Here is a 25,932-nt window from a genome sequence, read left to right as displayed (position 1 = left end):
GAGTGTTGTTCACTACATAATGGAATAAATGATTTTACATACTGTTCCTTATTAAAGCGAAAACCTCCCTTTCACCGGCGTGGAAGGGAGGTTTTTGCGCACACTTTATTAGTTTAAAATTTCAGCTGTAAGTTCATATGACCGCAGTCTTGCTTCATGATCATAAATCTGTGCATTGATTATTAACTCGTCCGCCTTTGTTTCTTCCATAAATGCATCCAGTTTTTTCTTAACAGTTTCGGGACCCCCGATGATTGAAGAACCAAGCTGCTGCTGAAGGGCCGCTTTTTCAAATTCACTCCATATGCTGTCCATGCTGTCAACCGGCGGCTGAAGAGGCACGGTGTTATTGCGGATTAAATTTAAAAACTGCTGCTGCATAGAAGTGGCGAGACGCTCTGCTTCCGCATCTGTATCGGCAGCAATTACATTGACGCCAAGCATTGCATATGGCTTTTCCAGAGTCTCAGATGGCGTAAAGTGGCGGCGGTACAGGGCAAGTGCCGGAATAGTGTTATCAGGCGAAAAATGGCTCGCGAATGAAAAAGGAAGGCCTGCGTCTCCGGCGAGCCGGGCGCTAAAGCCGCTTGAGCCGAGAAGCCAGATGGGAATCGAAAGGCCTTCACCCGGTACGGCATGAACACGGTTTGTACCATTAAAGTAGCCGCGCAGTTCATCAAGCTGTTCCGGAAAATCGTGCCCGTCACTCATATTCTGGCGGCGCAGCGCCCGCATGGTAACCTGATCGGTTCCGGGAGCACGGCCGAGACCAAGGTCAATACGTCCCGGGAACAGTGATTCCAGGGTACCGAACTGTTCAGCGATCACAAGCGGTGCATGGTTCGGCAGCATAATGCCGCCGGAGCCGATACGAATCGAGTTCGTGGCTGCGGCGATATGGCCAATTACAATGGAGGTAGCGGAGCTGGCAATGCCAGGCATATTATGATGCTCAGCCAGCCAGTAACGGTTATAGCCCCACTGCTCCGCATGCCGGGCAAGGTCGGCAGAACGCTGAAAGGATTCGGCAGCAGTGCTTCCTGCAGTAATGGGCGCAAGATCAAGGACTGAATAGGGAATAGACATATAATCGACACTTCTTTCTTTAAATTAAAATAAAAAAGGAAACAGGACAAAGGATAATAGCACTGCGTTGTGCAGGTCTTTTGTTTGTTTAGTGTAGCAGGAATATTTCGTGAGGCAAAATAAAACGGCTTGCAATTTCGGATGAAAAGAAGTAAGATACGAAGGCAGCTGCGTTGTGCGTGTTTTTTTAATTAAGTTTTAACCTTTAAGCTGTAATAGGGAGTTTAACATTAAAACAGGATTGACAGGCCTCTGCCGGTTCGGCACGGAGGACAAACATGAATGTTTTTGCAAACACCCACTTTGAGGAGTGGTGGTTTAAAACTTTCTTATTTTTTAACAATACGGCAAAGGCGGCGCCAAAAAATCAGTTCCTCAGGAACTGATTTTTTTGTTTTAATATTCAAGGGGAAGAAAAAGCAGGCTGGTTGAAAACGCTGTTTTTGGGGAAGGGGCGCCGGGCAGAAAGCAGCAGACGCAAGCCTTGTTTTAACGAATATCCGGGTGTTTGAAATAGATCTGGTTCATAAGCTGGTCCAGCTGCTGGCTGTATTGAATGGTTTCCTCATGATTTAAGCCTTTTGCTGTTCCTGTTGAAATCATCACATGGCGCATTTTTTTAATTTTTTTGATTAATTCATCAGCAGTCATCGCTTTATTCATAGCTATTCCTCCATATAAAGCTCTTTTCCTATAATTAAAAGGAACAGCATTTAGTATACGCAAAAAAAGACGGGGTTAAAACATATTCGACAAAACGTCTAAAAACATTACAGAAATGTCGAGATTTAATGGAGAAAAACAGCTTTTTTGTCATAAAACAGTTTAGTCAGCACTTTGTATAAATTGTGTTTTCTAAATAAAAGAGCCGGCTTTTGCAGCCGGCAGAATGATTAAGAACGGAAAAACGCTTTATCAGTATTGTATTTTGCTTCGAACGTATTAATAATGTATGTTTCGTAAATATCCCGTTCCATCGGACTGTCTACCACAAACACGACAATTCTATGCACATCATCACGATGGTTTTTAATATCTGATACGCTGTCTTCAAAGTGTTTGCGGATCCGCATGCGAAGTTTCCGGGCTTTTCCGGCGAACATAAGGCGGTCCTGAGCGTCATAAAACATAAAAACTCCTGCTTTATCGCGGGGAATTTTATGATAATCCGTAAATCCATACTCCCGGGCGATTGCTGCTTCGCTTGTATCTTCTGGATTTCGTTTTCTGGTTAAAATATAGTCAGCCTGTGGCAGCTCGATTTTAATCAATGTAAATCACGTCCTATTCTTTTACATAATGGTACAATGCTATCATAACAGAGGAAAGGGGCTTTGTATGTCTATTTTGATTTGGACTGTTATTATTTTATTGTTCATTGCCAGCTTTGCCGGTTTTATTTTTCCGATTGTGCCGTCTGTGCTTGTGCTGTGGGCAGGCTTTGGCCTTTATTATGCTGGCATTAGCCGTGAAGAATTATCCGTTATTTTCTGGATCGGGATGCTTTTATTCACGCTCCTTATGTTTTTAGCTGATTTTCTTGTCAACAGCTACTTTGTTAAAAAATACGGCGGTTCTAAATGGGGAGAATGGACAGCGATGATAGCTCTTATTGCAGGTTCGTTTATTATTCCGCCATTTGGCATTATTATCGTGCCATTTATTGCTGTTCTTGCTGTCGAACTTGTTATTTTGAAAAATATAAAGCAGGCATTTCTTGTGGCGTACGCAACGCTGATCGCCTTTTTAAGCGGAACATTTGCGAAAATTATCATTCAGCTGATTATGATTGGCTGGTTTGCGGCGGAAGCTGTTCTGTGAAAGCGGTATGTTTAAGGGTTGAACGCATAAGGGTATAGTTCATCTACCAAGAAACATACAGGAGGCTTTTAACATGGCGACGGAACGAATACGGGTTGGATATGTCGAATTAACTGAAGAAGAATCAGCTCGGCTGTTAAAAGAAGTACAGCGCGACCAGCAGGCGGAGACGCTTGAAGATCTCCAGGAGATAATGAATGCTTATGATGCCCGGATGGTTGAGCCGGATGAAGATCTGCTTGAAGAAGTAATTGCCGATGCAGAAGGGGAGCCTTCTGTAACAGAGGAAGAGATTGAAGTTTTTCCAAAAGTGGAAAACGGCAAACGATATCAAATCAAGGCATCAAAAAAATCAAACAGCTGATTGTAAATAAAAAGCACTGCTTTTGGATAAATCAAGAAAGAAAAAGCGGATTCCTAAAATGGAATCACGCTTTTTTTTGTTCGGCTTCTGCCGGTTTACGAAACGTATTGTTCTGCAGCGAATTCGTGTGCCGGGTTCCGTTTTCCATTTTACTTCCGCAAAATGGGCACGATGGTGAATCATCTTCTGAAAAATTCTTTCTCATCCAGCCTTTGCAATCATCCGACGGGCATTCCCACGTTTCAATATCAACGTTAGGCAGCGGCTCCGTACGGTTTTTGCTGTAATAAGACATTAAGTCACCCCCGGGGTTATTTGGTCAATCTTGTTTATTATCTCACACTTTGGCTCATTCTGATACATTTACTTTGAATGTTTTCTGATTTAGTGTTCTTTCTTTTTTGTTATACTGATAAAAAGGAGAAGATTATAGTGAGCGATATTATATTACAGGTTATTGTCTGGACCGCTGTTATTTTAGCAATGGTTAAGCTCTACCCAATTTTAATGAAAATGTGGAAAAAATAAAAAAGGGCTTTCAGAAAAAGATTGAAATTTTCTGAAAGCCGTGCTACTCTTTTTTTAAGGTTTTTTTGAAACGCTGTTGCGTAATAAGAAACAAAGGGGATGTTTCAAATGGGGAATTATGTGAAAGCAGGTTTATTGCAGGTAGATCAGAAGCTGTTTGAGTTTGTAAACAGAAGTGTTCTGCCTGAAGCGGGGATGGAACCGGCCGTGTTTTGGGACAGGTTCAGCCTTCTTGTAACAGATTTAACACCAGAAAATCGCCGGCTGCTGAAGAAGCGGGACGAGCTTCAAGAGAAAATTAATGATTGGCACAAAAAAAATCAATTTGACTTTCGTGCCTACAAAGCCTTTTTAAAAGAGATTGGTTATCTCGAACCGGCCGTGCCTGATTTTAAAATTGCAACAGAGAATATTGATGAGGAAATTGCCCTGCAGGCGGGTCCGCAGCTCGTTGTGCCGGTTAACAATGCCCGTTATGCAATCAATGCCGCGAATGCAAGATGGGGGAGCTTGTATGACGCGTTATATGGTACAGATGCTATTCCAGAAAAAGACGGAGCGGAGAAGACAGCAGTCTACAATCCGGTTCGCGGCAAAGAAGTCATTATATATGCGCGCCGCTTTCTGGATCAAGCAGCGCCGCTTGCAGAAGGTTCGCACCGGGATGCCACTGGTTATCATGTGGAGGACGGACAGCTGATCGTGTCGCTTAAGAGCGGACAGACCGCTTTGAAAGATCCTGATCAATTAAAAGGAATAAGTGAAACGGGTATTTTGCTTCAAAACAACGGTCTGCATTTTGAAATACAGCTCGACCCGGATCATCCAATTGGTGCCGCGGACCCTGCAGGTGTGAAAGATATTTTAATGGAAGCAGCCCTCACAACTATTATGGACTGCGAAGATTCGGTTACAGCCGTCGATGCAGAAGACAAAGTGCTGGTTTATCAAAACTGGCTCGGCCTCATGAAAGGAGAACTGTCTGCTGTATTCAATAAAAATGGCCAGCGTGTGAGCCGAAATTTAAATCCAGACCGTTCATACGTGACTCCGGATGGTGAGGAGGCGACCCTGCCGGGAAGGTCGTTGATGTTTGTCCGTAATGTCGGCCATTTAATGACAACTAACGCAATTTTAGATGAGCGCGGTGAGGAAATTTTTGAAGGGATTTTAGATGCTGTTATAACAAGTGCTATTGCAAAGCCATCCGCACTTGGCAGCTTTAAACTGTACAATTCGCATAAGAAATCGATTTATATCGTAAAGCCGAAAATGCATGGATCTGAGGAAGCGGCATTTGCCAATAAATTGTTTGACCGAGTAGAAGATTTACTTGAAATGCCGCGTTATACGTTGAAAATTGGCGTTATGGATGAGGAACGCCGGACTTCTCTTAATTTAAAAAACTGTATCGCTGCTGTTAAAAATCGGATTGCGTTTATTAACACAGGCTTTTTAGACCGGACAGGAGATGAAATACACACTTCAATGGAAGCGGGGCCAATGATAAAAAAAGGAGATATGAAAACATCGTCCTGGCTTGCCGCTTATGAAAAATCCAATGTTGCCACCGGCCTTGCGGCAGGATTTCAGCTGCGGGCACAAATTGGCAAAGGAATGTGGGCCATGCCTGACTTAATGGCGGAGATGCTGGAGCAGAAGATTGGCCATTTAAAAGCCGGCGCCAGTACAGCGTGGGTGCCGTCGCCAACTGCCGCTGTGCTGCACGCACTTCATTACCATAAAGTAAACGTGTCCGGCGTTCAAAAAGAATTAACACAGAGTGCGTCAGCTTTTCGGGATGACATTTTGCAAATACCGGCTGCGGATGAATCAAATTGGAGTCCAGAAGACATTCAGCAGGAGCTGGATAACAACTTGCAGGGCATTCTCGGGTATGTTGTCCGCTGGGTAGAGCAGGGTGTCGGCTGCTCGAAAGTGCCGGATATTCATAATATTGGCCTGATGGAAGACCGGGCCACTCTGCGCATTTCAAGCCAGCATACAGCCAACTGGCTGCACCATGGCGTTTGCACAAAAGAACAGGTGATGGAAACGATGAAACGCATGGCTAAGGTGGTTGACCGGCAAAATGCCGGTGATCCCGGCTACCGGCCGATGGCACCAGACTATGATAGTTCCGTTGCATTCAGCGCTGCCTGTGATCTTGTTTTTAAAGGGCGTGAACAGCCGAACGGCTATACCGAGCCGATCCTGCATAGAAAACGGCTCGAAGCAAAAGAAAAATACAGGATTAAATCGTAAAAGAAAGCTGGCTGCGGCCGGCTTTTCTCATTCAAAAGAGGGGGAAGACCGGTTGGAAAGAGAAAATGTCGTAAAATCTGTTGCGCGGGCGCTCGATATTATTGAAATTGTCAGTTTGTCCCGGTCGGGGCTTGGGGTGACAGAAATTGCTAATCAAATGGATATTAATAAAAGCTCGGTGTTTCGAACACTCGCCACACTTGAGCAGTACGGATATATTGAACAAAATGAAGAAACCGGCCGCTACCGGATCGGATATGCCTTTTTAAATATCAGCTCGAAGCTGCTTGACTCACTTGATGTAAGGGCAGAAGCCCAGCGCGTGCTGCGCCAGCTTGAAACAGAAACAAATGAAGTGGTTCATCTTGTTGTATATGACCGGGGGGAAGTCGTTTATATTGAAAAGCTTGACGGTTATGAAGCACTGAGAATGCATTCAAAAGTCGGCAAACGGGCACCTGTGCATTGTACTTCTGTCGGCAAAGCTATTTTAGCCCATCTGCCGTCATCGGAAGTAATCGAGATTTTAAACCGGAAAGGGCTGCCGGCTCATACTGAGCATACCATCACTACAAAAGAAGAATTTTTAAAAGAGTTAGCGGACGTAAAGAAAAAAGGCTACGCCCTTGATCTTGAAGAAAACGAAGCCGGCATCCGCTGTATTGCTGCTCCCGTTTTTGATCACACCGGAGCTGTAGCGGCAGCTGTGTCAATCTCGGGCCCGACTCTTCGAATGACAGATGAACGGCTTATCCCGCTGCGGCAGCGGATGATTCAAGCGGGCCGGGAGATTTCAAAGCGCCTCGGCTGGAAATAATAACATACTGTTGACTTTGTCAGGAACAGATGATATAATTACCTTCTGATTGAGAGCGTAACTTGGAACGTTTAAATAAAATTCTGGCATTCTGCTAGTGTTGACTAAACTTATTCACACTGGAGCAGCTTCGGAGCTGCAAGGACTTAAGAGCAGGAAGGGCTTAGGTCGTTTAGGTACATCAAAAACGATAATGTAGAATTAATAATACCGCGGCGGTTTCATGCAGAATGAAGAAAAGATTCATCTGCAAAACGTTGTGAGTTACTTTATTTTTTTAAATAAAACCGGCCTGGTTTCCCAGGCCGGTTTTTCTATGTTCTTTTTTGCATACCATTTATTAAGGGGGAATGGATATGTACAATCGTGAAGCAGCTGTCCGTTATGCCCATCAATGGTGGAACAGCTACAACCCGGCTTTTCCTTCATTTTCTGTAGACTGCACTAACTTTGTATCCCAATGCCTGCTTGCAGGCGGCGCTCCAATGAGAGGCTACCCGGGCAGAGAGAACGGGTGGTGGATCAGAGGGGGCGCATGGAGCTTCAGCTGGAGTGTGGCACATTCGCTCAGGTGGTACCTGGAAGGGTCACGAAGCGGATTAAAAGCAGCGAGAAAGCAATCGCCTGAAATGCTCCTGCCGGGAGATGTGATTATTTATGATTTTACGGGGGATGGCCGAATGGATCATGCTGCGATCGTGGTAAGCAAACAAAATGGCATACCGCTCGTTAACGCCCATACAGCCAACAGCCGAAACCGCCATTGGAGCTATACAACATCGACCGCATATACAGCTGGCATTCGTTATTACTTTTTCCATATAGATGAAAGTACGGCATTGTAACATTTATGTCACTTAATTACGCTTTTGTTTCGCGGTTCAATTCTTCTTTTTTTAAGAAGAGTTGAACCGCTTATTTTGTATGGGCTCAACGCCGTGGGCAATTAAGGAAACTACCATTATGTAAAGAGTCTAGCATTTTCCATGCTTAAATCTATTGCGGCGGTGTTTTGATTCAAGCTATAGTAATCACACAGCCCGGGCAGTCTTAAAAAACACAGGAGGATTTTTACCTTGAAAATAAATGTACGTATTGCCGCAGTAGCCGGATTAATGTCTATTGGACTATTTACAGCAGGACAAGCGGAAGCAGCAGCACCAACTTGCGACGTATCAAAACTTGTTCAATACAAAACTTATAAATATACTTACCAGGTGAAACAGCCAGCTGCCAGCCAAACAGCTGCTCCAACAGCTGAAGCAAAACCGCAGCAAGCGGCAGCGCCTGCTGCAGAAGCACCGCAGCAGGAAAAAACAGCAGAAACAGCTGCCCCGCAGACGGCTTCTGAATCTGTTAATGCTTTTGAACAGGAAGTTGCCAAACTTGTAAACGAAGAGCGTGCAAAAGCTGGATTGAAAGCATTGGAACTAGATACTGAGCTTAGCAAGGTAGCGCGTGCAAAATCACAGGATATGAAGGATAAAGGCTACTTTTCTCACCAGTCGCCAACATACGGATCACCATTTGATATGATGAAGCAGTTTGGCATCACGTATAAAGCGGCCGGCGAAAATATCGCGAAAGGCCAGCAGACTCCGGAAGAAGTTATGAAGGCATGGATGAACAGTGACGGTCACCGGAAAAACATCCTAAGCACAAACTTTACACACATTGGTGTAGGATATGTAGACGGCCACTGGACACAAATGTTCATTGGAAAATAATAAAAGCAAGCGGGAGATGATTTTCATCTCCCGCTTTTTTGTATGGAAAAGGTCTCTTGAATAAAATTTGCTGAAAAGTTTTGGAACACCGTATCCTGTTTCAGATTAAATAATGGCTTGTCAGCAACGGCATTTAAGATAACCTGATTCCGCCGGACAGAAAGACCGAGATTTGTTGCGCCTGTTCCAGAGGCAAGCTCCAGGTTCGTCAGGGTAAACAAATGATTGGGCCGGTTATCTTTAAATATAATCCGGTAGTCATCATCAATCTCAAAAAAATGTTTATCTTCCCATTTTATTTTTTCTTTCATCCGAAGCAGCCAGTCCGGCAGATGAGGTTTGTAACCGGTCGCCAAAATCACCCGGTCGGCCGGCAGTTCAAATGAAATATCCTCCTGCCATTGCCGGCAGTGCAGGCGGCCGTCTTCAAATCCGTTAACCTCCGTTAAAGGCTGGATCAGCACGTCTGTTTCCTTTCCATAAATAGACCGGTGGTACATATGATCATAAATCGCTTTTAAGGTAGCAGCATCAACGCCATTTCGCAGATGTTCCAGCTCATTAAGAGAGCTTTTTCGGGTTTTGTATGAAAGAGTTTTAAAGTAATTGACATAGTCAGGAGAAAAAACTTCCTGGCCAAGCTTGGCTGATTCCATCTGCAGAAATCCCGAAGAACGGGTCAGCCAGGCGAGTTTATAACCGAATTGGTCTTTTTCCGTCAGCAGTTCTAAAAAAATTTCCGCCGCACTTTGCCCCGAGCCGACTACAACAATCGTTTCGCCTTTTTGCAGATGAGCTTTATGCTGTAAAAAGAAATTGGAATGAATCACATCATTTGATGGCTTGAAGCCAGGGGGCATCATCGGCACAGAGCCTGTTCCGAGAACAACATGGCGGGCGTAAATCGTTTCCTGGCCATTTACCGTTACTTCATACAGTCCATCACGGCTGATTACGTTTGTGACTTTTGAATCAAAGCGGCAGGACGGAAGCTGGGCCGCTACCCATTTAGCATATTCATTATATTCCTGGCGCGGAATATCAAAGCGCTGGAAAAAGAAAAAGGAATGAAGCCGATTTTGATGATGCAAATAATTTAAAAACGTATAGGGGCTGGTAGGGTCGGCGAATGTAACCAGATCTGCCAGAAAAGGCACCTGCAAATCACTGCCGCTGATAAGCATACCGGGGTGCCAGTTAAATGAGCTGTTTTTCTCTAAAAAAAGGCACTTCAAGCTGGTTTTATCCGCAAGAGCAGCCATACCTAAATTAAATGGACCAATGCCAACGCCGCATAGGTCGTAAACTTGCTTTGACATTTTAAATCCAGTCCCTTCTCCATTTATAGTTCCTTTTGTTTTCCCGTTCTATTGTTTTCTTAAAACATACAAATATGCTTTTATTCGAGCCCTCGAATAAGTGTGGGGGAAAAGAAATGTGATAAGATATAGGCGATTATCGCACAGCAGGAGATTGAATGGAATCTATTAAACAGTTCGTTTTTGCCAGAAATTCGGCATTCCATATAATCAATAATGCGCCGCAGGAAAAATGGGCAGAAATGCCGGGCTCGTCATCCAACAATATTCATTGGAATGCCGGGCATATTTTTGTATTGGCCGAGGGGCTGCTTTGTTTGCGACTGGAACGCGGCCGTCAGACTGGCAGGGAAATGTGCCGTCAGCAGAGGAAATTATCCATGCACTTCAAGAGCAAATGGGACGCATTGACAGAATTTTGCGGGGAACTCGATCAAGATGCAGACCAGCCGGTTACAATCGGGCCGCTCGAGATGACAACCATCAATGCCGTTCTCCAATTTGTCACCTTTCATGAAGGTATGCATACGGGAATTATTAAAAGCTTAACAAAAAAGGCCTGATAAAAAACGCCCCTGCCGCAGCCGGCAGGGGCGTTTTTTTAAATTAAGCCTCTGAAAGAGTAAGTGAATCAGCCGGCAGACTGCTGCTTGACCTGTTCGTGGGCAGGCTTTACCCGCTTCATAAAAAAGGTAAGCACAAGTGCTGCCAGGGCAATGAAAACAGATACCGTAAACGAAAAGTTAATCCCATTCAATGTTGCTTCATTTGCAATATTCGCCATGGCAGACGGGTCGCCAGCTGCTGATTCAGCCAGCCGTTCTGCCTCGGACTCAGCCCGATTTTGCATAACGGTAATGAGTAAAGCAGAACCAACAGCGCCGGATACCTGCTGAAGAGTATTGTTCATCGCTGTACCGTGCGGATTCATCACCGGCGGCAGCTGATTCAATCCATTTGTCATAACCGGCATCATCACCATCGACATACCAAACATGCGCAGCGTGTACACGAACATAAGGTAGCCGTATGATGTATCCAGCGTTAAATTACTGAACATAAAGGTTGTTAAAATCGTCACAGACAGTCCGAAAATAGCCAGGATTCGCGCGCCAATTTTATCGAACAAAATACCGGTGATCGGCGACATAATCCCCATTACAATAGCGCCCGGCAGCATTAGCAGTCCTGAATCAAGCGGGGAAATACCGCGGATGGTCTGCACGTAAATTGGCATTAACAGCATGCCGGAAAACATCGCCATTGCAATAACCACCGAAATCGCAGATGAAAGGGCGAACATTGGATACTTGTAAATCCGGAACTCAAGCAATGGCTCATCCAGCTTCATCTGGCGCAGAACAAACAGGATAAGCCCGATTACGCCGGCGGCAATCGCCCCGTAGGCATGAATAGAATCCCAGCCTTTTTCGCCGGCCGAGCTGAATCCGTATAATATTCCGCCGAATCCAATGCTGGATAAAACAAGCGATAGTGCGTCCAGCGTAATATTTCGCTGTGGTGTGATATTTTTCAGCTTGAAAAGCGCAAAAATAAGGGTGATCGCTGCAATTGGAATAACAACGTCAAACAGCGTGCGCCATGAATAATGTTCAATCAGCCAGCCCGAAAGAGTCGGCCCGATAGCGGGAGCTGTAATCATGACAAGTCCGAAGATGCCCATCGCTGCCCCGCGCCGTTCCACTGGAAAGCTTGCCAGCATAACGTTCATTAAAAGCGGCATCATAATAGCGGAGCCGGATGCCTGAATCATCCGCGCGGCTAAAAGTACGCCGAATGTCGGTGACAGTGTTGCGAGAACAGATCCTGCAGTGAATAAAATCATCGCGGTGATAAATAAATTCCGGTTTGTGAATTTTTGGATGAAAAAGGCGCTTGCCGGAATTAACACGCCATTTACAAGCATATAACCGGTTGACAGCCACTGTACAGCAGACGCTGATACATCAAAATCTTTCATAATCGATGGCAGGGCCACATTCAATAACGTTTCATTTAAAAGAGAGACAAACGCGCCGACAAATAAAATCGCAATCATTGCATAGGGCGGTTTTTCCATCGCTCCTTGTGTATTCAAAATAATTCCTCCTCTAGCATACTGCATGTTCAAATTTTGAACTTGTATTCCAATAGGTATTTATATTATACCGGTCGTCCAAAAAAATCAACAAATAATTAAAGATTATTTATTAAACCTTGAAATAATAAGTGTGCTGCGTTAATCTCTGAATAGACCGACAGTTCAAAAAAGGAAGTGCATTCATTGAACGAGCGTAAAAAAAATGTCATGAAAGCCGCACACGCTTTATTTGTGGAAAAAGGATATACGGCTACATCCGTTCAGGATATTTTAGAGAAAAGCGGCATTTCAAAAGGAACCTTCTATAATTACTTTCCATCTAAAAGTGAGCTGCTGATCAGTATTTTCGAAAAAATTAATTTGGAAGCAGATGAACGCCGCACCGAGGTGATCGCCGGGCGCCCTGTTCATGATAAAGAGGTGTTTATCCGGCAGGTCAAAGTAAAAATGGAAGTAAACAAAGAAAACAATTTATTTGCTCTGTTTCAGGGTGTGTTTATATCGGAAGATGAAGAACTGAAAAAATTCGTCAAGCGGCACCATTTAAAGGAACTGCGCTGGATGCAAAGACGGCTCGTGGAGGTATATGGTTCGCGCGTTCGTCCGTATTCTTTAGATACGGCCATCAGCATGTTCGGCATTATTCAAAATACGCTTCATTTTTTGGCCGCAATAGAAGAGGATGTTGAAGTTGATTCTGTGATTGCTTATGCCATGCGTAGAATGGATGCAGTAGTAGAAGATATTGTGAAGACAAAAGATGTATTGCTCGATTCACGCTTGCTTGAGAGATGGCAGCCAGAAGAGCTTCTTATAAAAGAACGCAAAAAAAGCCGGCTTTTGCAGAAAATCGGCGCCATGCAGCAGTCAGCTGACGAGCAGGCAGATGAGCTGCTCCGATTTTTGCAGGATGAAGCAAGGGAAGAAACTCCCCGCCGGCTTGTTATAGAAACCGTGGCAAAGTGTATTCCTGGAAACGAAGACCTTTTAACATTAATAGATGATTTTTTTAAGGGATAGGACGATCTGGTGAAGGTCGTCTTTTTTTGGACAAACAAAGGTTTTTCAACGGATAATAAGAGGAAGGAAAGGAGCGGATGAAATGAGCGACCATCGAATACTGATTGTAGAAGATGAGGAGCGGATTGCCCGTTTGCTGGAACTCGAGCTTGAGCATGAAGGATACAAAACAAAAAAAGTACTGGACGGTCTTGATGCGATTTCAGCTTTTCGGGAAAGTGAGTTTGATCTTGTGCTGCTGGACGTGATGCTGCCGGGGCTGGACGGTATGGGGGTGTTGCGGAGAATCAAGCAGGGAAGTGATGTGCCGGTTATTCTGCTGACAGCGAAGGATGAAACGGCGGATAAAGTAAGCGGGCTTGATCTTGGTGCCAGTGATTACGTGACAAAGCCTTTTGATATGGACGAGCTTTTAGCGAGAATTCGAGCCGCGCTCCGGAAAACCGTGCCGGGCACTTCATTATCAGCAGCAGATTTAATCGTTGATGAAGCAGCTCATGAAGTAACACGTGCGGGGCAATTAATTGATTTAACACCGAGAGAATATGATTTGCTTCTTTATTTATTAAAAAATAAGCGTCATGTTTTATCGCGGGAGCAGCTCCTGGATGGTGTCTGGGGATATGACTATTATGGAGACACCAATATTGTGGATGTCTATATCCGCTATCTTCGAAATAAAATTGATAAGCCGTTTGACGGGCCGCTGATCCAGACGGTTCGCGGAGTCGGATACGTGCTGAAAGAATCATGAAGCTGAAAAACAAAATTCACCTTGGAACGAGCGTCCTGCTTATTGTCATTGTTGTTCTTATAAATACTTCTATTTATTTTACTGCTTCTTATATGTTAAAAGAAGCTGACCTGGAACGAAATGCCGCTGATGCAGCACGGACAGCCAGCGGAATTTCCAGTCCAGCCGAATCAGTTGCAAGCAGTGATCTGCTACGTGCTTACACGCCTTCAGATGGCATGATTCGAGTGATTCTGCCAAACGGGACAGTTGACGGGGTTTCTGTATCACAGAATACTGCGGCGCTTCGCGAGCGTGAAGCGCGTTATGGGAATGGCGAAAAGCGTCTGGTTGTCGAAACAAAGAATTCCTCTTACGCATATGCAGCCATCCCTGTTATTTGGCGGAGCGGAGAAATCGCCTTGCTTGAGAGAATGGAAAGTTTACAAGCTACAGATCGGATTTTACATATACTGCGCCTTATTCTTATCTTTATTTCCATTATTGCGGTGATTCCAGCTGTTTTTTCCGCCCGCATTCTCGGTGCCATTATTTCGAATCCAGTCGAAGAAATGACAAAAACGATGCAGCACATCCGAACAAGAGGCACCTATGAACGGATACAAACGAAAGAAAAGCGCCATGATGAATTGCAGGATATGGCCGTGACATTTAACGGCATGATGGATCTGCTTGAAGAAAATTATCGAAAGCAGGAGGCTTTTGTGCAAAACGCCTCTCATGAGTTGAAAACACCGCTCACAGTTATTGAATCATATGCAAATTTACTTAAGCGGCGCGGCAGGGAACGGCCCGAATTATGGGAGGAATCAGTGGAAGCCATCCACGAAGAAGCAATTCGTATGAAAGAGCTGACACAGCAGCTTCTGGCACTGGCCCGGCGCGGTGAGGGCTGGGATATAAAGCACGAGCAGATAGCCATTGATGAATTCGTCCGGGAAACAGCTGATGCTTTTGAAAAAGCCCATCAGCGTCCGGTAGCTGTTCATGTGGCGGCTCCGTTTATAATCCACACGGACCGTTCAAAGCTAAGGCAGCTGCTTTATATTTTTTTGGATAACGCAAGAAAATATTCAGAGGAAGCGGTCGAAATAAAAGTAAATAAGAAAGAGATTCGGGTGATCGACCGGGGTATCGGTATTCCTGCGGATGACCTGCAAAAAGTATTTGACCGTTTTTATCGAGTAGATAGAGCAAGATCGCGCAAGACAGGCGGGTTTGGTCTTGGGCTGGCTCTTGCAAAAGAGATTGCGGATGCCCTGGATATAAAGATCCGCCTGGAAAGTGAGGAGAGCAGCGGGACAACAGCCATTTTAACTTTCAGTGAATTCTCATTTTCTCCCGTTACACTAAAAGAAAAACAGGAGGAGCAGCTGTGAGAAAAGTGATACTCTTGATTATTGCAGGCGCCGCGCTGGCCGCCGCATTTGTTTTTTATTCTTTCTTCCGGCAGGCACCGCCAACTATTGCAGAAGCCGGAGAAAAGCTGGCCCGGCAGTATAATGGAACTGTCGTTCAGTCGGAAGAAAAAAACGGACAATTTGTTTATATCCTTCAAGTTACGGGACAGGGTGCATATGAGCTGGCAGTAAACAGCGGAACAGGAGAATTAATAAAGCTGGCACGCCTTTCGGAAATAAAAAAAGAAGACGCTGCATTGGAAGCCGAGACTCCGTTCATACAGGAGGAAAGCACTCGGATGCTGACAGCGGAAGAAGCGGGACAGATTGCGTTAACGAAAGTACCCGGGACTATTGAGGAGGCCGAACTCGGGGATGAAGAAGAAGCCGGCTCCTACCTTATCGATATTGAAACAAAAAGCGGTGAGGAAGCGACTGTTCAGGTAAATGCCATTTCGGGCGGCATTATGTCAATCACCTGGGACGATTAATTTTCTCATCGAATTCTCATTTTCTCCTCTCTTTCTTCTCATTTTGTCTGGCTATGATAAAAGCAGGAAAAACAAGAGGAGGAACCAGAATGAAAAAAACAATAATAGCCGGCAGCTTATTAACAGCAGGACTTTTGGGCGGTGGAGTTTTTTGGGGAATGCAGAACGATAAAATACAAGCAGAAGTTCCCGGTTTTAACACAAAGCTGACAATTGAGGAAGCGAGTTCAATCGCTGAAAAAGAAACAAATTCAGCTGTTGAAAGCGTAGAATTGGAGCGTGATTTAACAGGCCCGGTGTATGAGGTAGATACACAGGGATATGATGTAAAAATTGATGGGAATTCGGGAGATGTTTTAAAAACAGAACAGGATGATGACGATACTGATGATGATTTTAACGGTCAACATGAGCAGGCCAGTGCAGCTGTGACTCAGGAGGAAGCAATCGCGGCAGCGGAAAAACAAGTAAAAGGCACAGTAAAAGATATAGAACTTGATGACGGCGGGTACGAAATTGAAATCCATGATGGCAATAAAGAGACCGATGTTTATGTAGATGGAACGACAGGTAAAGTGCAAGTCGGAGAAACAGATTTAAACGATTGATCAATAGAGAATTGAAAAGACCTCTTTAAAAAGAGGTCTGAGAGTGTAGACAAAGTTAGAAAGCAAGCGTTTGTCAACAGCCTTAGACCTCTTTAAAAAGAGGTCTTTTTTATAATTAGCACCTGCTCTTTTAAGTTTTGCTTGTCAAAGGAAGGCTTTTCCTGCTAATGTTAATGGCAGGAAAACTAAATATTTACACATTAAAAGTGCCCGGAGTTTGTACATCCGGGATAATAGGGAAACCGGTGAAAGTCCGGTGCAGCCCCCGCTACTGTAAGCGTGATGAACTTGTCTGATTGCCCCACTGGAAACTATCCGGGAAGGGAGACAAAAGTAAAGTGACCGCAAGCCAGGAGACCTGCTTTTGATGCTGAAACATCATTCTTCGGTGGGAAGAACGGGATGAGCGTGCATGCATGGACTTTTTATGTCTTGCTTCTTTTTAATGCCCTTTTCTGCCCCCTGCTTCTGCCGAAGAAGCGGGGGCTTTTTGCGTTTTTATCAAAAGGAGGGAATCAGAGATGGCGACCTGGAATTTAACACAGATGAACAAGCATGTCCTTATTTGCAATGGATCAACCTGCATGAGAAAGGGCGGCGAGGAAGTAACACAGGCAATCCGGGAAGAGATTAACAGGCGTGAATTAGACGCCAGTATACATACAACAAGAACCCGGTGCAACGGCCGGTGTAAAGACGGCTGTGTGGTAGTCGTTTATCCAGAAGCAGACTGGTATTTTGAAATGGACGAGCACCGGGCCAGGGAAATGGTTGCTTCGCATCTGCAAAACAATCAGCCGTTAAAAAAGTGGATTGCGTATGAGCGTTCAGGCGAAGGCATGCAGCTATTGAACAGCCGCTTCAGAGGCACAGAAAAAGGAGAGAAAAAATGACAGGTACATTGTACGTTGTCGGCTTCGGACCCGGCCATGAAGATCATATTACCGGCCGGGCCAAACAAGCATTAAGAGAAAGCGACTATGTGATTGGATACAAAACGTATATGGAGCTTGTAGCCCCGCTGATCGAAGGAAAAGAAGTTATTTCAACAGGAATGAGCGAAGAAGTAAGCCGGGCACAGGCAGCAGTCAGGCAGGCGGAGCGCGGCAAAACAGTTTCTGTTATTTCAAGCGGTGATGCCGGCGTATACGGCATGGCAGGCCTTGTATACGAAGTGCTGGCAGAGCAGGGCTGGAAGCGTGATACCGGCATACGCGTGGAGATTATTCCAGGTATTTCAGCGATTAACTCCTGTGCATCTCTGCTTGGCGCCCCAATTATGCATGATTCCTGCACAATCAGCTTGAGCGACCATTTAACACCATGGGAGCTGATCGCAAAACGAATTGATGCAGCAGGAGCCGCTGATTTTGTGATTGCGCTGTATAACCCGAAAAGCGGCCGGCGCACCAAACAAATTGAGGAAGCGCAGCGAATTTTGCTGAAGTACCGAAACCCCGAAACACCGGTGGGACTTGTGAAAAGTGCCTATCGTGACCGGGAGGAAGTTGTGATGACGACGCTTCGTAACATGCTGGATCATGAGATTGGCATGCTGACGACAGTAGTGATCGGCAATTCAACGACTTTTTTTTATGAGGGGCTGATGATCACTCCGCGCGGCTACACACGCAAATATACCTTAACAGAAGAAAAGCAGCCGCTTCGTCCGCATGAGCGGCTTCGTCCGGAAAATGAACCGTGGGCGCTGCACGGCGGCAAAAACGAAGCAAAACGGCCTTTAAAGGAATTGGGTCTCCAGGCGCTGGCGGCAATTGAGAAAAAGAAAAATGCCCCGCCGGCTGTTAAAACAATATTTGAAGCAGCAGTCAGCCCGGGTGTGGTAAACAAGCATTTTACACCTCAGCAGCTGATCGCTATCTCTGAAGCAGCGGGCGAAACCGGCACGATTGAATACACGCCGCATCATTATGTGCTGTTAAAAACCGAAACGAGCAGCCCGCAGCCGATTATTGAAAAATTGAAAGAAGCGGGACTAAGCCTTGCACCGGCAGGGGATGTTGTCACCATCAAGGCGTGTGATTTCTGCAATGGTGACAAAGGTGACGCGATTCCCTATACAGAACAGCTTGGGCGGGAGCTTGGCGGCCTTGGTGTGCCGAAAGAGCTTCGCATTGGTGTCAACGGCTGTGGCATGGCCTGCTACGGTGCGGTAAATGAAGATATCGGCATTGTCTACCGCAAAGGAGCCTTTGACTTATTTTTAGGCGCTAAAGTGGTCAGCCGGACCGCTCATCCGGGTGTATATGCAGCAGAGGGTATTCCACCTGAGAAAGTTGTGCCGATGCTGACACGGATTGTAAAAGAGTACCGAGAATCCGGCCATCCGAATGAACGGTTCTTTAAATATTTTAAACGTGTGGGCGAAGTCGAAGGATTTGCACATCGGGATATGCCGGTGCCGGACATTGAGCCGATGCCGTGCGGTGAATAAGGGGGAGAAGAAATGAAAGCAGTACTTTTTGTTGGGCATGGGAGCCGTGACCCACAGGGAAATGAGCAGATTCACCAGTTTGTTCAGGGTTTTCTGCCAGATTTGAATCCGCTCGTTTTATACGAAACATGTTTCCTGGAGTTTGCGCGTCCCGGTATTGCAGAAGGAATTGACAAGTGTGTGGCCAGAGGGGCAAAAGAGATTGCCTTAATGCCGCTTATGCTGCTGCCGGCAGGGCATTCGAAAATTCATATTCCCGCCGCAATTGACGCGGCGAAGGAAAAGTATCCAAACGTAACATTTACTTATGGAAAGCCTATCGGTATTCATTATGAAACATCTGTGATTTTAAAAGACCGGCTTCAGGACGCCGGCATAGACCCGGACGGAGCCGGCGGACGAGATGCAGTGATCCTGCTTGGCCGCGGCGGCAGCGATGCAGATGCCAACAGTGATTTATGCAAAATCGCCCGGATTTTATGGGAGAAAACATCTTTTGAAATCGTTGAACCCGCGTTTTACGGTGTTACAAAGCCGTCACTGCCCCAGGCGGTAGAAAGGGTTAAAAAGCTTGGTGTGAAAAAGATTATTATTCTGCCTTACTTTTTGTTTACGGGTGTGCTGATCAAGCGGATTGAGCAGGATTTGGCTCTGTTCTGTGAGCAATATCCAGAATTGTCTTTCACGCTTGCTGATTATTTCGGATTTCATCCGAAGCTGAAAGTGATTATAACAGACCGGATTGATGAAGCGCTCGGCGGCAAGTCCCTCATGAATTGCGATACATGCCAGTACCGGTTTGAAGCGGGCATCCACCATCATCACGATCATGACCACGACCACGACCACGACCATGATCATGATCATGGCCATCACCACAGTCATAGCCATGATCATGAAAAAGAGGCGATTCGATGATTTTCTTTTTGGCGGGTACAAGTGACGCCCGCGAGCTCGCTGTGAAGCTGCAGAAGGACGGGCGCCCGGTTACAGCCTCCGTAGTCACTGAAAATGCGGCGGCTGAGCTTAAGGCCGAGGGTATTTCAACGCGTGTGGGCCGGCTTTCTGCAGACGAAATGATGTCTATTCTTGGAAAGGGTTATACGGCAGTGGTCGATGCCAGCCACCCTTTTGCGGAAGAAGCGTCCCGGAATGCCATCGAAGCAGCAGAGCGGGCCGGCGTTCCTTATATCCGTTTTGAGCGGGCCGGCACGCAAATCAGTGAACATCCGCTTGTTACACGTGTGGATACGTATGAAGAAGCGGCGGAGGCAGCACTTGAGCGAGGGGGGATCGTGCTCCTGACGACGGGCAGCAAGACGCTGGAAATTTTTACCCGAAAGCTGCTCCCGTGCAGTGATATCCGGCTGATTGCCCGTATGCTGCCGCGCACGGATAATATGGAGAAATGTGCCAGACTTGGACTGCCTCAAAAAAATATTGTGGCCATGCAGGGGCCTTTTACAAAAGAGTTTGACCTTGCACTGTACCGTCATTACGGCGTAACAACAACCGTTATGAAAGAAAGCGGCGCGATCGGCGCCGTTGCGGAAAAGATCGAAGCAGCCGTGTCGCTTGGCATTGAAACGATTGTTATTTCCCGGCCGCCGGTGCGGTATCCGAATCGATGCGAACAGTTTGAGCAAGTGATCCATACATTAAATCGCCTGGAGGAAATGAAGCATGGACTTTAAAACAACCTTTATACCAGAAACCGTGAAGCCAATGGAAATCGAATCACTCAGTTTTTCGATAATTGAGAACGAATTCGGCTCTCATGATTTGTCACCGGAAGAGTTCGCCGTTGTCCAGCGGGTGATTCACGCTTCTGCCGATTTTGAACTTGGAAAAAGCGTGCTGTTTCATCCAAGGGCCATCGAATCCGGTATTCGCGCGATTCGGCAGGGTACACGTGTGATTTGTGACGTGCAAATGATTCAATCCGGCGTATCGAAGCCGCGCATTGAGCAGTTTGGCGGCTCTGTGCATGTATATATATCGGATGAAGATGTGATGAAAGAAGCAAAAGAGCTTGGGCTGACGCGGGCTATTGTTTCCATGCGTAAAGCGGCAGCGATTGGGGAAGGCGGCATTTACGCGATCGGCAATGCCCCGACCGCTCTTTTGGAAATTATCCGTCTCGCCAAAGAAGGGCTCGCCAGGCCGGACTTGATTATCGGCATGCCAGTCGGCTTTGTGTCGGCGGCAGAATCAAAAGAAGAGCTGGCGAAACTTGATATTCCATTTATTACAAATATGGGCCGGAAAGGCGGCAGTACGGTCACCGTGGCAGCGTTGAATGCTCTGTCACTGCTTTCCGTAAAATGAAGCCGGTCCCTGATAAGCCGCTTCGAACAGGATACACAACAGGATCCTGTGCGACTGCTGCGGCAAAAATCGCTCTTCAGGCTCTTCTTTCAGGACAGCCGCCCGAATCGGTTTCAATTTATCTGCCGGCGAAGCAATGGGCTCATTTCATACCTGAATTTATTGAAATGAGCGTGGGCTCTGTGAAAGCCGGCATTAAAAAAGATGCGGGAGATGATCCTGACATTACACACGGAGCGGTGATTTGTGCAGAAGTAAGCTGGACAAGCGAACCGGGTATTGAGCTTGATGGCGGGGAAGGAGTCGGCCGGGCGACAAAGCCGGGGCTCGATGTAGCGCCGGGAGAAGCCGCAATCAATCCGGTGCCGCGCCGGATGATTACGGAAGCCGTGCAGGAATTGCTTCTGGAATCCGGTGCTGGAAAAGGGGTCCGCGTGATTATCTCGATTCCCGGCGGCGAGGAGCTGGCTGAGAAAACCTTAAACGCAAGGCTTGGCATTTTAGGCGGCCTGTCTATTTTAGGGACAAGCGGCATTGTCCGCCCGTTTTCAACCGCTGCTTTTCGGGCCAGTATTGTGAAGGCCATTGAAGTGGCTGTTGCAGCCGGCTGTACACACGTCGCTGCCACAACGGGCGGGCGCAGTGAAAAATATGCCATGAATCATTTGCCGCACCTGCCGGAGGAAGCGTTCATTGAAATGGGCGATTTTGTCGGCTTTACACTGAAGCATTGTAAACGGCTCGGTATTCGAAAAGTCACACTCGCCGGGATGCCGGGCAAATTTTCAAAAGTCGCTCAAGGCGTTATGATGGTGCACTCCAAAAGCGCACCGGTCGATATGAACTTTTTGGCGCAGATGGCAGAAGAAGCAGGCGCCATAAAAAATGAAATTGAGGAAGTGCGGGCAGCAAACACAGCGACGCATGCAGCAGAATTAATGGCGGATTATCCGGCATTTTTTGCGCTTTTCTGCTGCAGCTGCTCAAGAAATGCCGTTCGGGAAGTACGCGGCGGCATAGAGGTTGAAACGCTGCTGTTTGCGATGAAAGGACAGCTTTTAGGAAAGGCGGAATACAGTGAGTAACGTACATATTATTGGCATCGGTGCGGACGGAGCGGAAGGGCTGCACCCGCGCCTTCTTAAACGTATTGAAGAAAGCCAGCTGCTTGTCGGCGGAGAACGGCAGCTGTCGTTTTTTCCTGATTTCACAGGGGAGAAGCTCGTGATTGGAGGGAATTTAAAAGAGATAAAAAAACGGGTTCAGGACGAGGAAGATCCAGTCGTGGTCCTCGCTTCAGGCGATCCGCTTTTCTACGGAATCGGGGCCTATTTGTCAGGAAGTATGGAAGCTGTGATTGAACCGCAGCCGTCCAGTATACAGCTCGCATTTGCCCGGATGAATGAATCGTGGCACAATGCGAAAACGATCAGCGTGCACGGCCGGCCCATCACCGGGCTTGCCCAAAAGATCGATGGTGAGGAAAAAGTGGCGCTGCTGACAGATGAAATAAATTCACCGGATATGATTGCCCGCTATCTGCTTCGGTTTAATATGACCGAGTACGATGCATTTGTGGCCGAAAATATTGGTGCGCCGGACGAGCGCTGCCGCCATTTAAGCCTTGAAGAAATGAGTGAAGCGTCGTTTGCTCCGTTGAACGTGGTCATCTTAAAGAAAAACCGGCCATTCAAAACATGGACTGCCGGTATTCCGGATGAGGAATTCAGCCAGCGCAAGCCGGACAAAGGCTTGATTACAAAGCGTGATATCCGCATTCTTACTATTGGCCGCATGAATATCCATCGGGACAGTACAGTCTGGGATATCGGCACATGCACCGGCTCCATTGCAATTGAAGCAGCGAAAATAGCCCGAAACGGCGCCGTTTTTGCCATTGAGAAAAATGAAGCGGACCTTGCCAATGCTGAAGCGAATTTTCAAAAATTCCGTGCGGACATCACGCTCATTCATGGGAAGGCACCCGATGGGTTAGAGGCTTTTCCTGACCCGGACTGCGTATTTATGGGCGGGACAGCCGGTAATATGGACAGGCTTATTGATACGTGCGCAAAGCGGCTGAAGCCGGGCGGGACGATCGTATTGAATGCTGTTACGATTGAAAATATGTCGAAAGCCCATCAGCTATTTCGGGAAGCCGGCTTTGAGGTGGATATGGCGCTTGCGCAGGTATCCCTGTCCAGGCCTATTTTAAATATGACGCGCCTTGAAGCGCAAAATCCGGTTTACATTATATGTGCGAAAAGAAAAGAGGAACAGTCATGACAGGTATTTTATATGGGATTGGTGCAGGACCGGGCGATCCGGAGCTGTTAACCGTAAAAGCGTTTCGTATTTTGTCGGAAAGCAGGGTTATTGCATTTCCGAAAAAACGGTCCGGTGAAAAAAGCTATGCACGCCAGATTATTGATGCGTATATTGATCCGCAGGAAAAAGACATGCTTGGCCTCGTTTTCCCGATGACAAAGGATCCGGCCATTTTGGAGCGTGAATGGAATAAAGCAGCCGGGGCTGTAGCAGAAAAACTCCAGTCAGGCGAAAACGTGGCATTTGTGACAGAAGGGGATCCAATGCTGTACAGCACGTTTATTCATATGAAGAAGGTGCTGCAAAAAAAAATACCGGATGTAAAAACAGAAGTAGTGCCAGGCATTTCTTCTGTTAACGGAACAGCAGCCAGGCTCAATATCCCGCTGGCAGATGGAGACGAGCATGTCGCAATTATACCTGCAACAGCTGATAGAGAAGCATTAAAACGGGCAATTGAGCAGCACGACTGCGTCATTTTTTTGAAGGTGGCAAAAGTAGCTGCACTAATTTCAAGCGTTATTCGGGAGCTTGGACTTGAACAGCACGCTCATGCGGTAACAAAAGTAACCTCCGAAGATGAAATCATCTGGACACTCGAGGAATTTGAACGGGCAGAACCAAACTATTTAACGCTGATGGTGGTGAAGAAAAAATGAAGCTGTTTATTGTGGGAGCGGGACCGGGGGCGCCGGACTTAATTACAGTCCGCGGAATGAAGCTTGTAGAGGAGGCAGACGTGATTTTATATGCCGATTCACTCGTTAACGAGGAATTAATGGCGGGCTGCAAGGAAGGGGCTGTTGTACTGAAAACAGCCGGCATGCATTTAGAAGAAATAGTAGAAACCATGGTCAATTATGTGAAGGAAGGAAAGAAAGTCGTCCGCCTTCACACAGGCGACCCGGCTGTTTACGGAGCCATCATCGAGCAAATTGCCCTGCTGAAGGAAGCGGGCATCGAGACGGAAATCGTGCCCGGAGTCAGCTCCGTTTTTGCGGCAGCTGCAGCAGCGGGTGCGGAGCTGACCATTCCGGATGTAACACAAACTGTTATTTTAACACGGGCGGAAGGAAGAACGCCGGTGCCGGAGAAAGAGCAGCTGAAGGATTTAGCCAGGCATGAATGCACAATTGCTTTTTTCTTAAGCGCAACGCTGACCAAAAAGGTCACGCGTGAGCTGGTTGAAGCAGGTTGGCCTGAAAACACGCCGGCAGCTGTGGTTTACCGGGCCACGTGGCCGGATGAAAAAATTGTCCGAACAACGGTTGGTGATTTGGACGCGGCAATGCGTGAAAATGGCATTCGCAAGCAGGCAATGATTTTAGCCGGAAAAGCACTGGACCCGGAGATTGGCAAGTCCGGATACCGGTCCAAATTATACGATAAAACCTTTACGCACGGATTCAGGAAAGGAATTAAGCAATGAGGATTGCGGTTGTATCGATTACAAAACACGGCACAGAAACCGCCCGCAGACTTGCAGAAGGGATGCAGGCGGATTTGTATTATATGCAGAAATTTTGCCGAGGCGATGAAGAAGAACGAAATATTACGCTGTTTGACGGCTCTGTACGCCTTCAGCTGCCAAAATTGTTTAAAGAATATGACGGTATTGTGCTGATCATTTCGCTTGGGGCGGTTGTCCGGATGATTGCTCCAATTTTAGGCGATAAAAAAACTGATCCAGCAGTAGTTGTCCTGGATGACCGGGCCGAGCATGCAATCAGCGTCCTTTCAGGCCATATCGGCGGCGCAAACGAGCTTACACACCGGGTGGCCGGGCTGACAGGCGCCCGGCCGGTAATTACAACCGCATCGGATGTGCAAAAAACGATTCCGGTTGATATGTTCGGCCGTGAATTCGGCTGGACATTTGAATATGACCGCTTTTTAACGCAGGCAGCCGCGGCAGTAGTAAACGAAGAACCAGTGCTTATCGTGCAGGAGTCAGGGGAGCCGGACTGGTGGAAGCACGACCGGCCGGTGCCGGCTCATATTAAAACGGCAGCTTCGGTAGAAGAAGCGCTCGAAACTCCCCACAATGCGGCTCTTGTTGTGACACACCGGCTGCTGGATGAGGCAGAACTGGAAGGCCTTCGCTATCCTGTTGTATACCGGCCGAAATCAATCGTACTTGGCATCGGGTGTAACCGTGGAACAGAAGCGGAAGAAATTGAACAGGTCATTGATGAGGTTCTTGATGATCTTTCACTGTCTAAAACGAGTGTCCGGTCGATTTCATCCATTGATCTGAAAAAAGATGAAGCGGGTATCTTAGCGGTTGCCGAAAAAAATAGCTGGCCGTTTTTAACATTCACAGCCGGCCAGTTAAATGAAGCGCCCATGAGAGAAAAGTCAGCAACAGTGTTTAAATTTACCGGAGCTTATGGAGTCAGCGAGCCTGCAGCTTACCTGGCCTCAAATGGCGGAGAAATCGTTCTTCCAAAGAAAAAAAGCGGGAATGTCACTATTTCTGCAGCTATTATAAAGCATTAACTGGAATTTGTTAAACAAAGG

27 protein-coding genes, 1 other RNA gene, 1 pseudogene and 1 riboswitch are annotated in these 25,932 nt (G+C 46.7%); of the genes and pseudogenes, 23 read left to right on the top strand and 6 right to left on the bottom strand.

Annotation, left to right across the window (positions count from 1 at the left end; genetic code table 11):
* Positions 1-108: 108 nt before the first annotated feature.
* Complete coding sequence (locus VP98_RS10190) at positions 109-1,086, bottom strand: LLM class flavin-dependent oxidoreductase (RefSeq protein ID WP_046175263.1); 978 nt, start codon at positions 1,084-1,086, stop codon at positions 109-111.
* Between the two features lie 162 nt (positions 1,087-1,248).
* On the opposite strand from VP98_RS10190, the gene ssrS reads away from it, so the two are divergent.
* Positions 1,249-1,450: non-coding RNA, 6S RNA (gene ssrS, locus VP98_RS18575), on the top strand.
* 125 nt (positions 1,451-1,575) lie between these two features.
* Here ssrS and VP98_RS18570 read toward each other — a convergent pair.
* Together VP98_RS18570 and VP98_RS10185 are read right to left on the bottom strand one after the other, a co-directional pair.
* The gene (locus tag VP98_RS18570; RefSeq protein WP_082087907.1) at positions 1,576-1,749 is read right to left on the bottom strand and encodes an aspartyl-phosphate phosphatase Spo0E family protein; all 174 of its coding nucleotides are present in this window, start codon (positions 1,747-1,749) and stop codon (positions 1,576-1,578) included.
* Positions 1,750-1,979: 230 nt separating this feature from the next.
* A complete protein-coding gene (locus tag VP98_RS10185; RefSeq protein WP_046175262.1) occupies positions 1,980-2,357 on the bottom strand; it encodes a nucleotide excision repair endonuclease in 378 nt (125 codons plus the stop codon).
* Between the two features lie 67 nt (positions 2,358-2,424).
* Here VP98_RS10185 and VP98_RS10180 point away from each other — a divergent pair, with 67 nt between their 5' ends.
* Positions 2,425-2,907: a DUF456 domain-containing protein gene (locus VP98_RS10180; RefSeq protein ID WP_046175261.1), complete on the top strand. Its 483-nt coding sequence runs from the start codon at positions 2,425-2,427 to the stop codon at positions 2,905-2,907.
* Positions 2,908-2,980: 73 nt separating this feature from the next.
* Entirely contained in the window at positions 2,981-3,271 is a 291-nt protein-coding gene (locus tag VP98_RS10175) for a hypothetical protein (RefSeq protein WP_046175260.1), read from the top strand.
* Between the two features lie 64 nt (positions 3,272-3,335).
* Here the strand turns inward: VP98_RS10175 and VP98_RS10170 are convergent, their stop codons facing one another.
* Positions 3,336-3,566: a cold-inducible protein YdjO-related protein gene (locus tag VP98_RS10170; protein ID WP_046175259.1), complete on the bottom strand. Its 231-nt coding sequence runs from the start codon at positions 3,564-3,566 to the stop codon at positions 3,336-3,338.
* 341 nt (positions 3,567-3,907) lie between these two features.
* Between VP98_RS10170 and VP98_RS10165 the strand changes: the two genes are divergently transcribed.
* From VP98_RS10165 to VP98_RS10150, 4 genes and pseudogenes are all read left to right on the top strand, one after another.
* Positions 3,908-6,064 carry a malate synthase G gene (locus VP98_RS10165; protein WP_046175258.1) on the top strand — a complete coding sequence of 719 codons (2,157 nt, stop codon included), beginning with the start codon at positions 3,908-3,910 and terminating at the stop codon, positions 6,062-6,064.
* A gap of 52 nt (positions 6,065-6,116) precedes the next feature.
* On the top strand, positions 6,117-6,881 hold the full coding sequence (locus VP98_RS10160; RefSeq protein ID WP_046175257.1) for an IclR family transcriptional regulator: 765 nt from the start codon (positions 6,117-6,119) through the stop codon (positions 6,879-6,881).
* A 359-nt stretch (positions 6,882-7,240) separates the two neighbouring features.
* Positions 7,241-7,726: pseudogene (locus VP98_RS10155) on the top strand (amidase domain-containing protein); the annotation flags it as partial.
* 231 nt (positions 7,727-7,957) lie between these two features.
* Positions 7,958-8,608 carry a CAP domain-containing protein gene (locus tag VP98_RS10150; RefSeq protein ID WP_046175255.1) on the top strand — a complete coding sequence of 217 codons (651 nt, stop codon included), beginning with the start codon at positions 7,958-7,960 and terminating at the stop codon, positions 8,606-8,608.
* Between the two features lie 23 nt (positions 8,609-8,631).
* On the opposite strand, the gene VP98_RS10145 is transcribed toward VP98_RS10150, so the two are convergent.
* On the bottom strand, positions 8,632-9,927 hold the full coding sequence (locus tag VP98_RS10145; RefSeq protein ID WP_046175254.1) for a lysine N(6)-hydroxylase/L-ornithine N(5)-oxygenase family protein: 1,296 nt from the start codon (positions 9,925-9,927) through the stop codon (positions 8,632-8,634).
* A gap of 158 nt (positions 9,928-10,085) precedes the next feature.
* Between VP98_RS10145 and VP98_RS18295 the strand changes: the two genes are divergently transcribed.
* Positions 10,086-10,490: a DinB family protein gene (locus tag VP98_RS18295; protein ID WP_052712203.1), complete on the top strand. Its 405-nt coding sequence runs from the start codon at positions 10,086-10,088 to the stop codon at positions 10,488-10,490.
* A gap of 68 nt (positions 10,491-10,558) precedes the next feature.
* On the opposite strand, the gene VP98_RS10135 is transcribed toward VP98_RS18295, so the two are convergent.
* Entirely contained in the window at positions 10,559-12,052 is a 1,494-nt protein-coding gene (locus VP98_RS10135; RefSeq protein WP_082087906.1) for a DHA2 family efflux MFS transporter permease subunit, read from the bottom strand.
* Positions 12,053-12,211: 159 nt separating this feature from the next.
* Here VP98_RS10135 and VP98_RS10130 point away from each other — a divergent pair, with 159 nt between their 5' ends.
* From VP98_RS10130 to VP98_RS10060, 15 genes are all read left to right on the top strand, one after another.
* Positions 12,212-13,048 carry a TetR/AcrR family transcriptional regulator gene (locus VP98_RS10130; RefSeq protein ID WP_052712202.1) on the top strand — a complete coding sequence of 279 codons (837 nt, stop codon included), beginning with the start codon at positions 12,212-12,214 and terminating at the stop codon, positions 13,046-13,048.
* 82 nt (positions 13,049-13,130) lie between these two features.
* Positions 13,131-13,802 (top strand): response regulator transcription factor, encoded by a 672-nt coding sequence (locus VP98_RS10125; protein ID WP_046175253.1) that lies wholly within the window; start codon positions 13,131-13,133, stop codon positions 13,800-13,802.
* Positions 13,799-15,181 (top strand): sensor histidine kinase, encoded by a 1,383-nt coding sequence (locus tag VP98_RS10120; RefSeq protein ID WP_046175252.1) that lies wholly within the window; start codon positions 13,799-13,801, stop codon positions 15,179-15,181. The genes VP98_RS10125 and VP98_RS10120 overlap by 4 nt, the downstream gene beginning before the upstream one ends.
* Positions 15,178-15,693, top strand: a complete 516-nt coding sequence (locus VP98_RS18290) for a PepSY domain-containing protein (protein WP_052712201.1) — start codon at positions 15,178-15,180, stop codon at positions 15,691-15,693. Before VP98_RS10120 ends, VP98_RS18290 begins: the two co-directional genes overlap by 4 nt.
* Before the next feature lie 89 nt (positions 15,694-15,782).
* Positions 15,783-16,301, top strand: a complete 519-nt coding sequence (locus VP98_RS18285) for a PepSY domain-containing protein (protein WP_052712200.1) — start codon at positions 15,783-15,785, stop codon at positions 16,299-16,301.
* A 187-nt stretch (positions 16,302-16,488) separates the two neighbouring features.
* Positions 16,489-16,681, top strand: a riboswitch (cobalamin riboswitch).
* A 141-nt stretch (positions 16,682-16,822) separates the two neighbouring features.
* On the top strand, positions 16,823-17,194 hold the full coding sequence (locus VP98_RS10105; protein WP_046175251.1) for a (2Fe-2S) ferredoxin domain-containing protein: 372 nt from the start codon (positions 16,823-16,825) through the stop codon (positions 17,192-17,194).
* Entirely contained in the window at positions 17,191-18,756 is a 1,566-nt protein-coding gene (gene cobJ / locus VP98_RS10100; protein ID WP_046175250.1) for a precorrin-3B C(17)-methyltransferase, read from the top strand. Before VP98_RS10105 ends, cobJ begins: the two co-directional genes overlap by 4 nt.
* A gap of 12 nt (positions 18,757-18,768) precedes the next feature.
* On the top strand, positions 18,769-19,674 hold the full coding sequence (locus tag VP98_RS10095) for a sirohydrochlorin chelatase (protein ID WP_046175249.1): 906 nt from the start codon (positions 18,769-18,771) through the stop codon (positions 19,672-19,674).
* Positions 19,671-20,450, top strand: coding sequence for a precorrin-6A reductase (gene cobK / locus VP98_RS10090; RefSeq protein ID WP_046175248.1), 780 nt, complete (start codon positions 19,671-19,673; stop codon positions 20,448-20,450). The genes VP98_RS10095 and cobK overlap by 4 nt, the downstream gene beginning before the upstream one ends.
* The gene (locus tag VP98_RS10085; protein ID WP_046175247.1) at positions 20,440-21,084 is read left to right on the top strand and encodes a precorrin-8X methylmutase; all 645 of its coding nucleotides are present in this window, start codon (positions 20,440-20,442) and stop codon (positions 21,082-21,084) included. The genes cobK and VP98_RS10085 overlap by 11 nt, the downstream gene beginning before the upstream one ends.
* Positions 21,081-22,169 carry a cobalt-precorrin-5B (C(1))-methyltransferase gene (locus VP98_RS10080; RefSeq protein WP_046175246.1) on the top strand — a complete coding sequence of 363 codons (1,089 nt, stop codon included), beginning with the start codon at positions 21,081-21,083 and terminating at the stop codon, positions 22,167-22,169. Before VP98_RS10085 ends, VP98_RS10080 begins: the two co-directional genes overlap by 4 nt.
* Positions 22,162-23,370: a bifunctional cobalt-precorrin-7 (C(5))-methyltransferase/cobalt-precorrin-6B (C(15))-methyltransferase gene (locus tag VP98_RS10075; protein WP_046175245.1), complete on the top strand. Its 1,209-nt coding sequence runs from the start codon at positions 22,162-22,164 to the stop codon at positions 23,368-23,370. Before VP98_RS10080 ends, VP98_RS10075 begins: the two co-directional genes overlap by 8 nt.
* Entirely contained in the window at positions 23,367-24,071 is a 705-nt protein-coding gene (gene cobI, locus VP98_RS10070) for a precorrin-2 C(20)-methyltransferase (RefSeq protein WP_046175244.1), read from the top strand. Before VP98_RS10075 ends, cobI begins: the two co-directional genes overlap by 4 nt.
* Positions 24,068-24,841, top strand: coding sequence for a precorrin-4 C(11)-methyltransferase (gene cobM / locus VP98_RS10065; protein ID WP_046175243.1), 774 nt, complete (start codon positions 24,068-24,070; stop codon positions 24,839-24,841). Before cobI ends, cobM begins: the two co-directional genes overlap by 4 nt.
* Positions 24,838-25,911: a cobalt-precorrin 5A hydrolase gene (locus tag VP98_RS10060; protein WP_046175242.1), complete on the top strand. Its 1,074-nt coding sequence runs from the start codon at positions 24,838-24,840 to the stop codon at positions 25,909-25,911. The genes cobM and VP98_RS10060 overlap by 4 nt, the downstream gene beginning before the upstream one ends.
* The last annotated feature ends 21 nt before the right edge of the window (positions 25,912-25,932 follow it).

This window comes from Domibacillus indicus (genome assembly GCF_000970685.1).
Taxonomy (GTDB): Bacteria; Bacillota; Bacilli; order Bacillales; family Domibacillaceae; genus Domibacillus; species Domibacillus indicus.
This window is presented reverse-complemented; position numbering and strand designations above follow the sequence as displayed.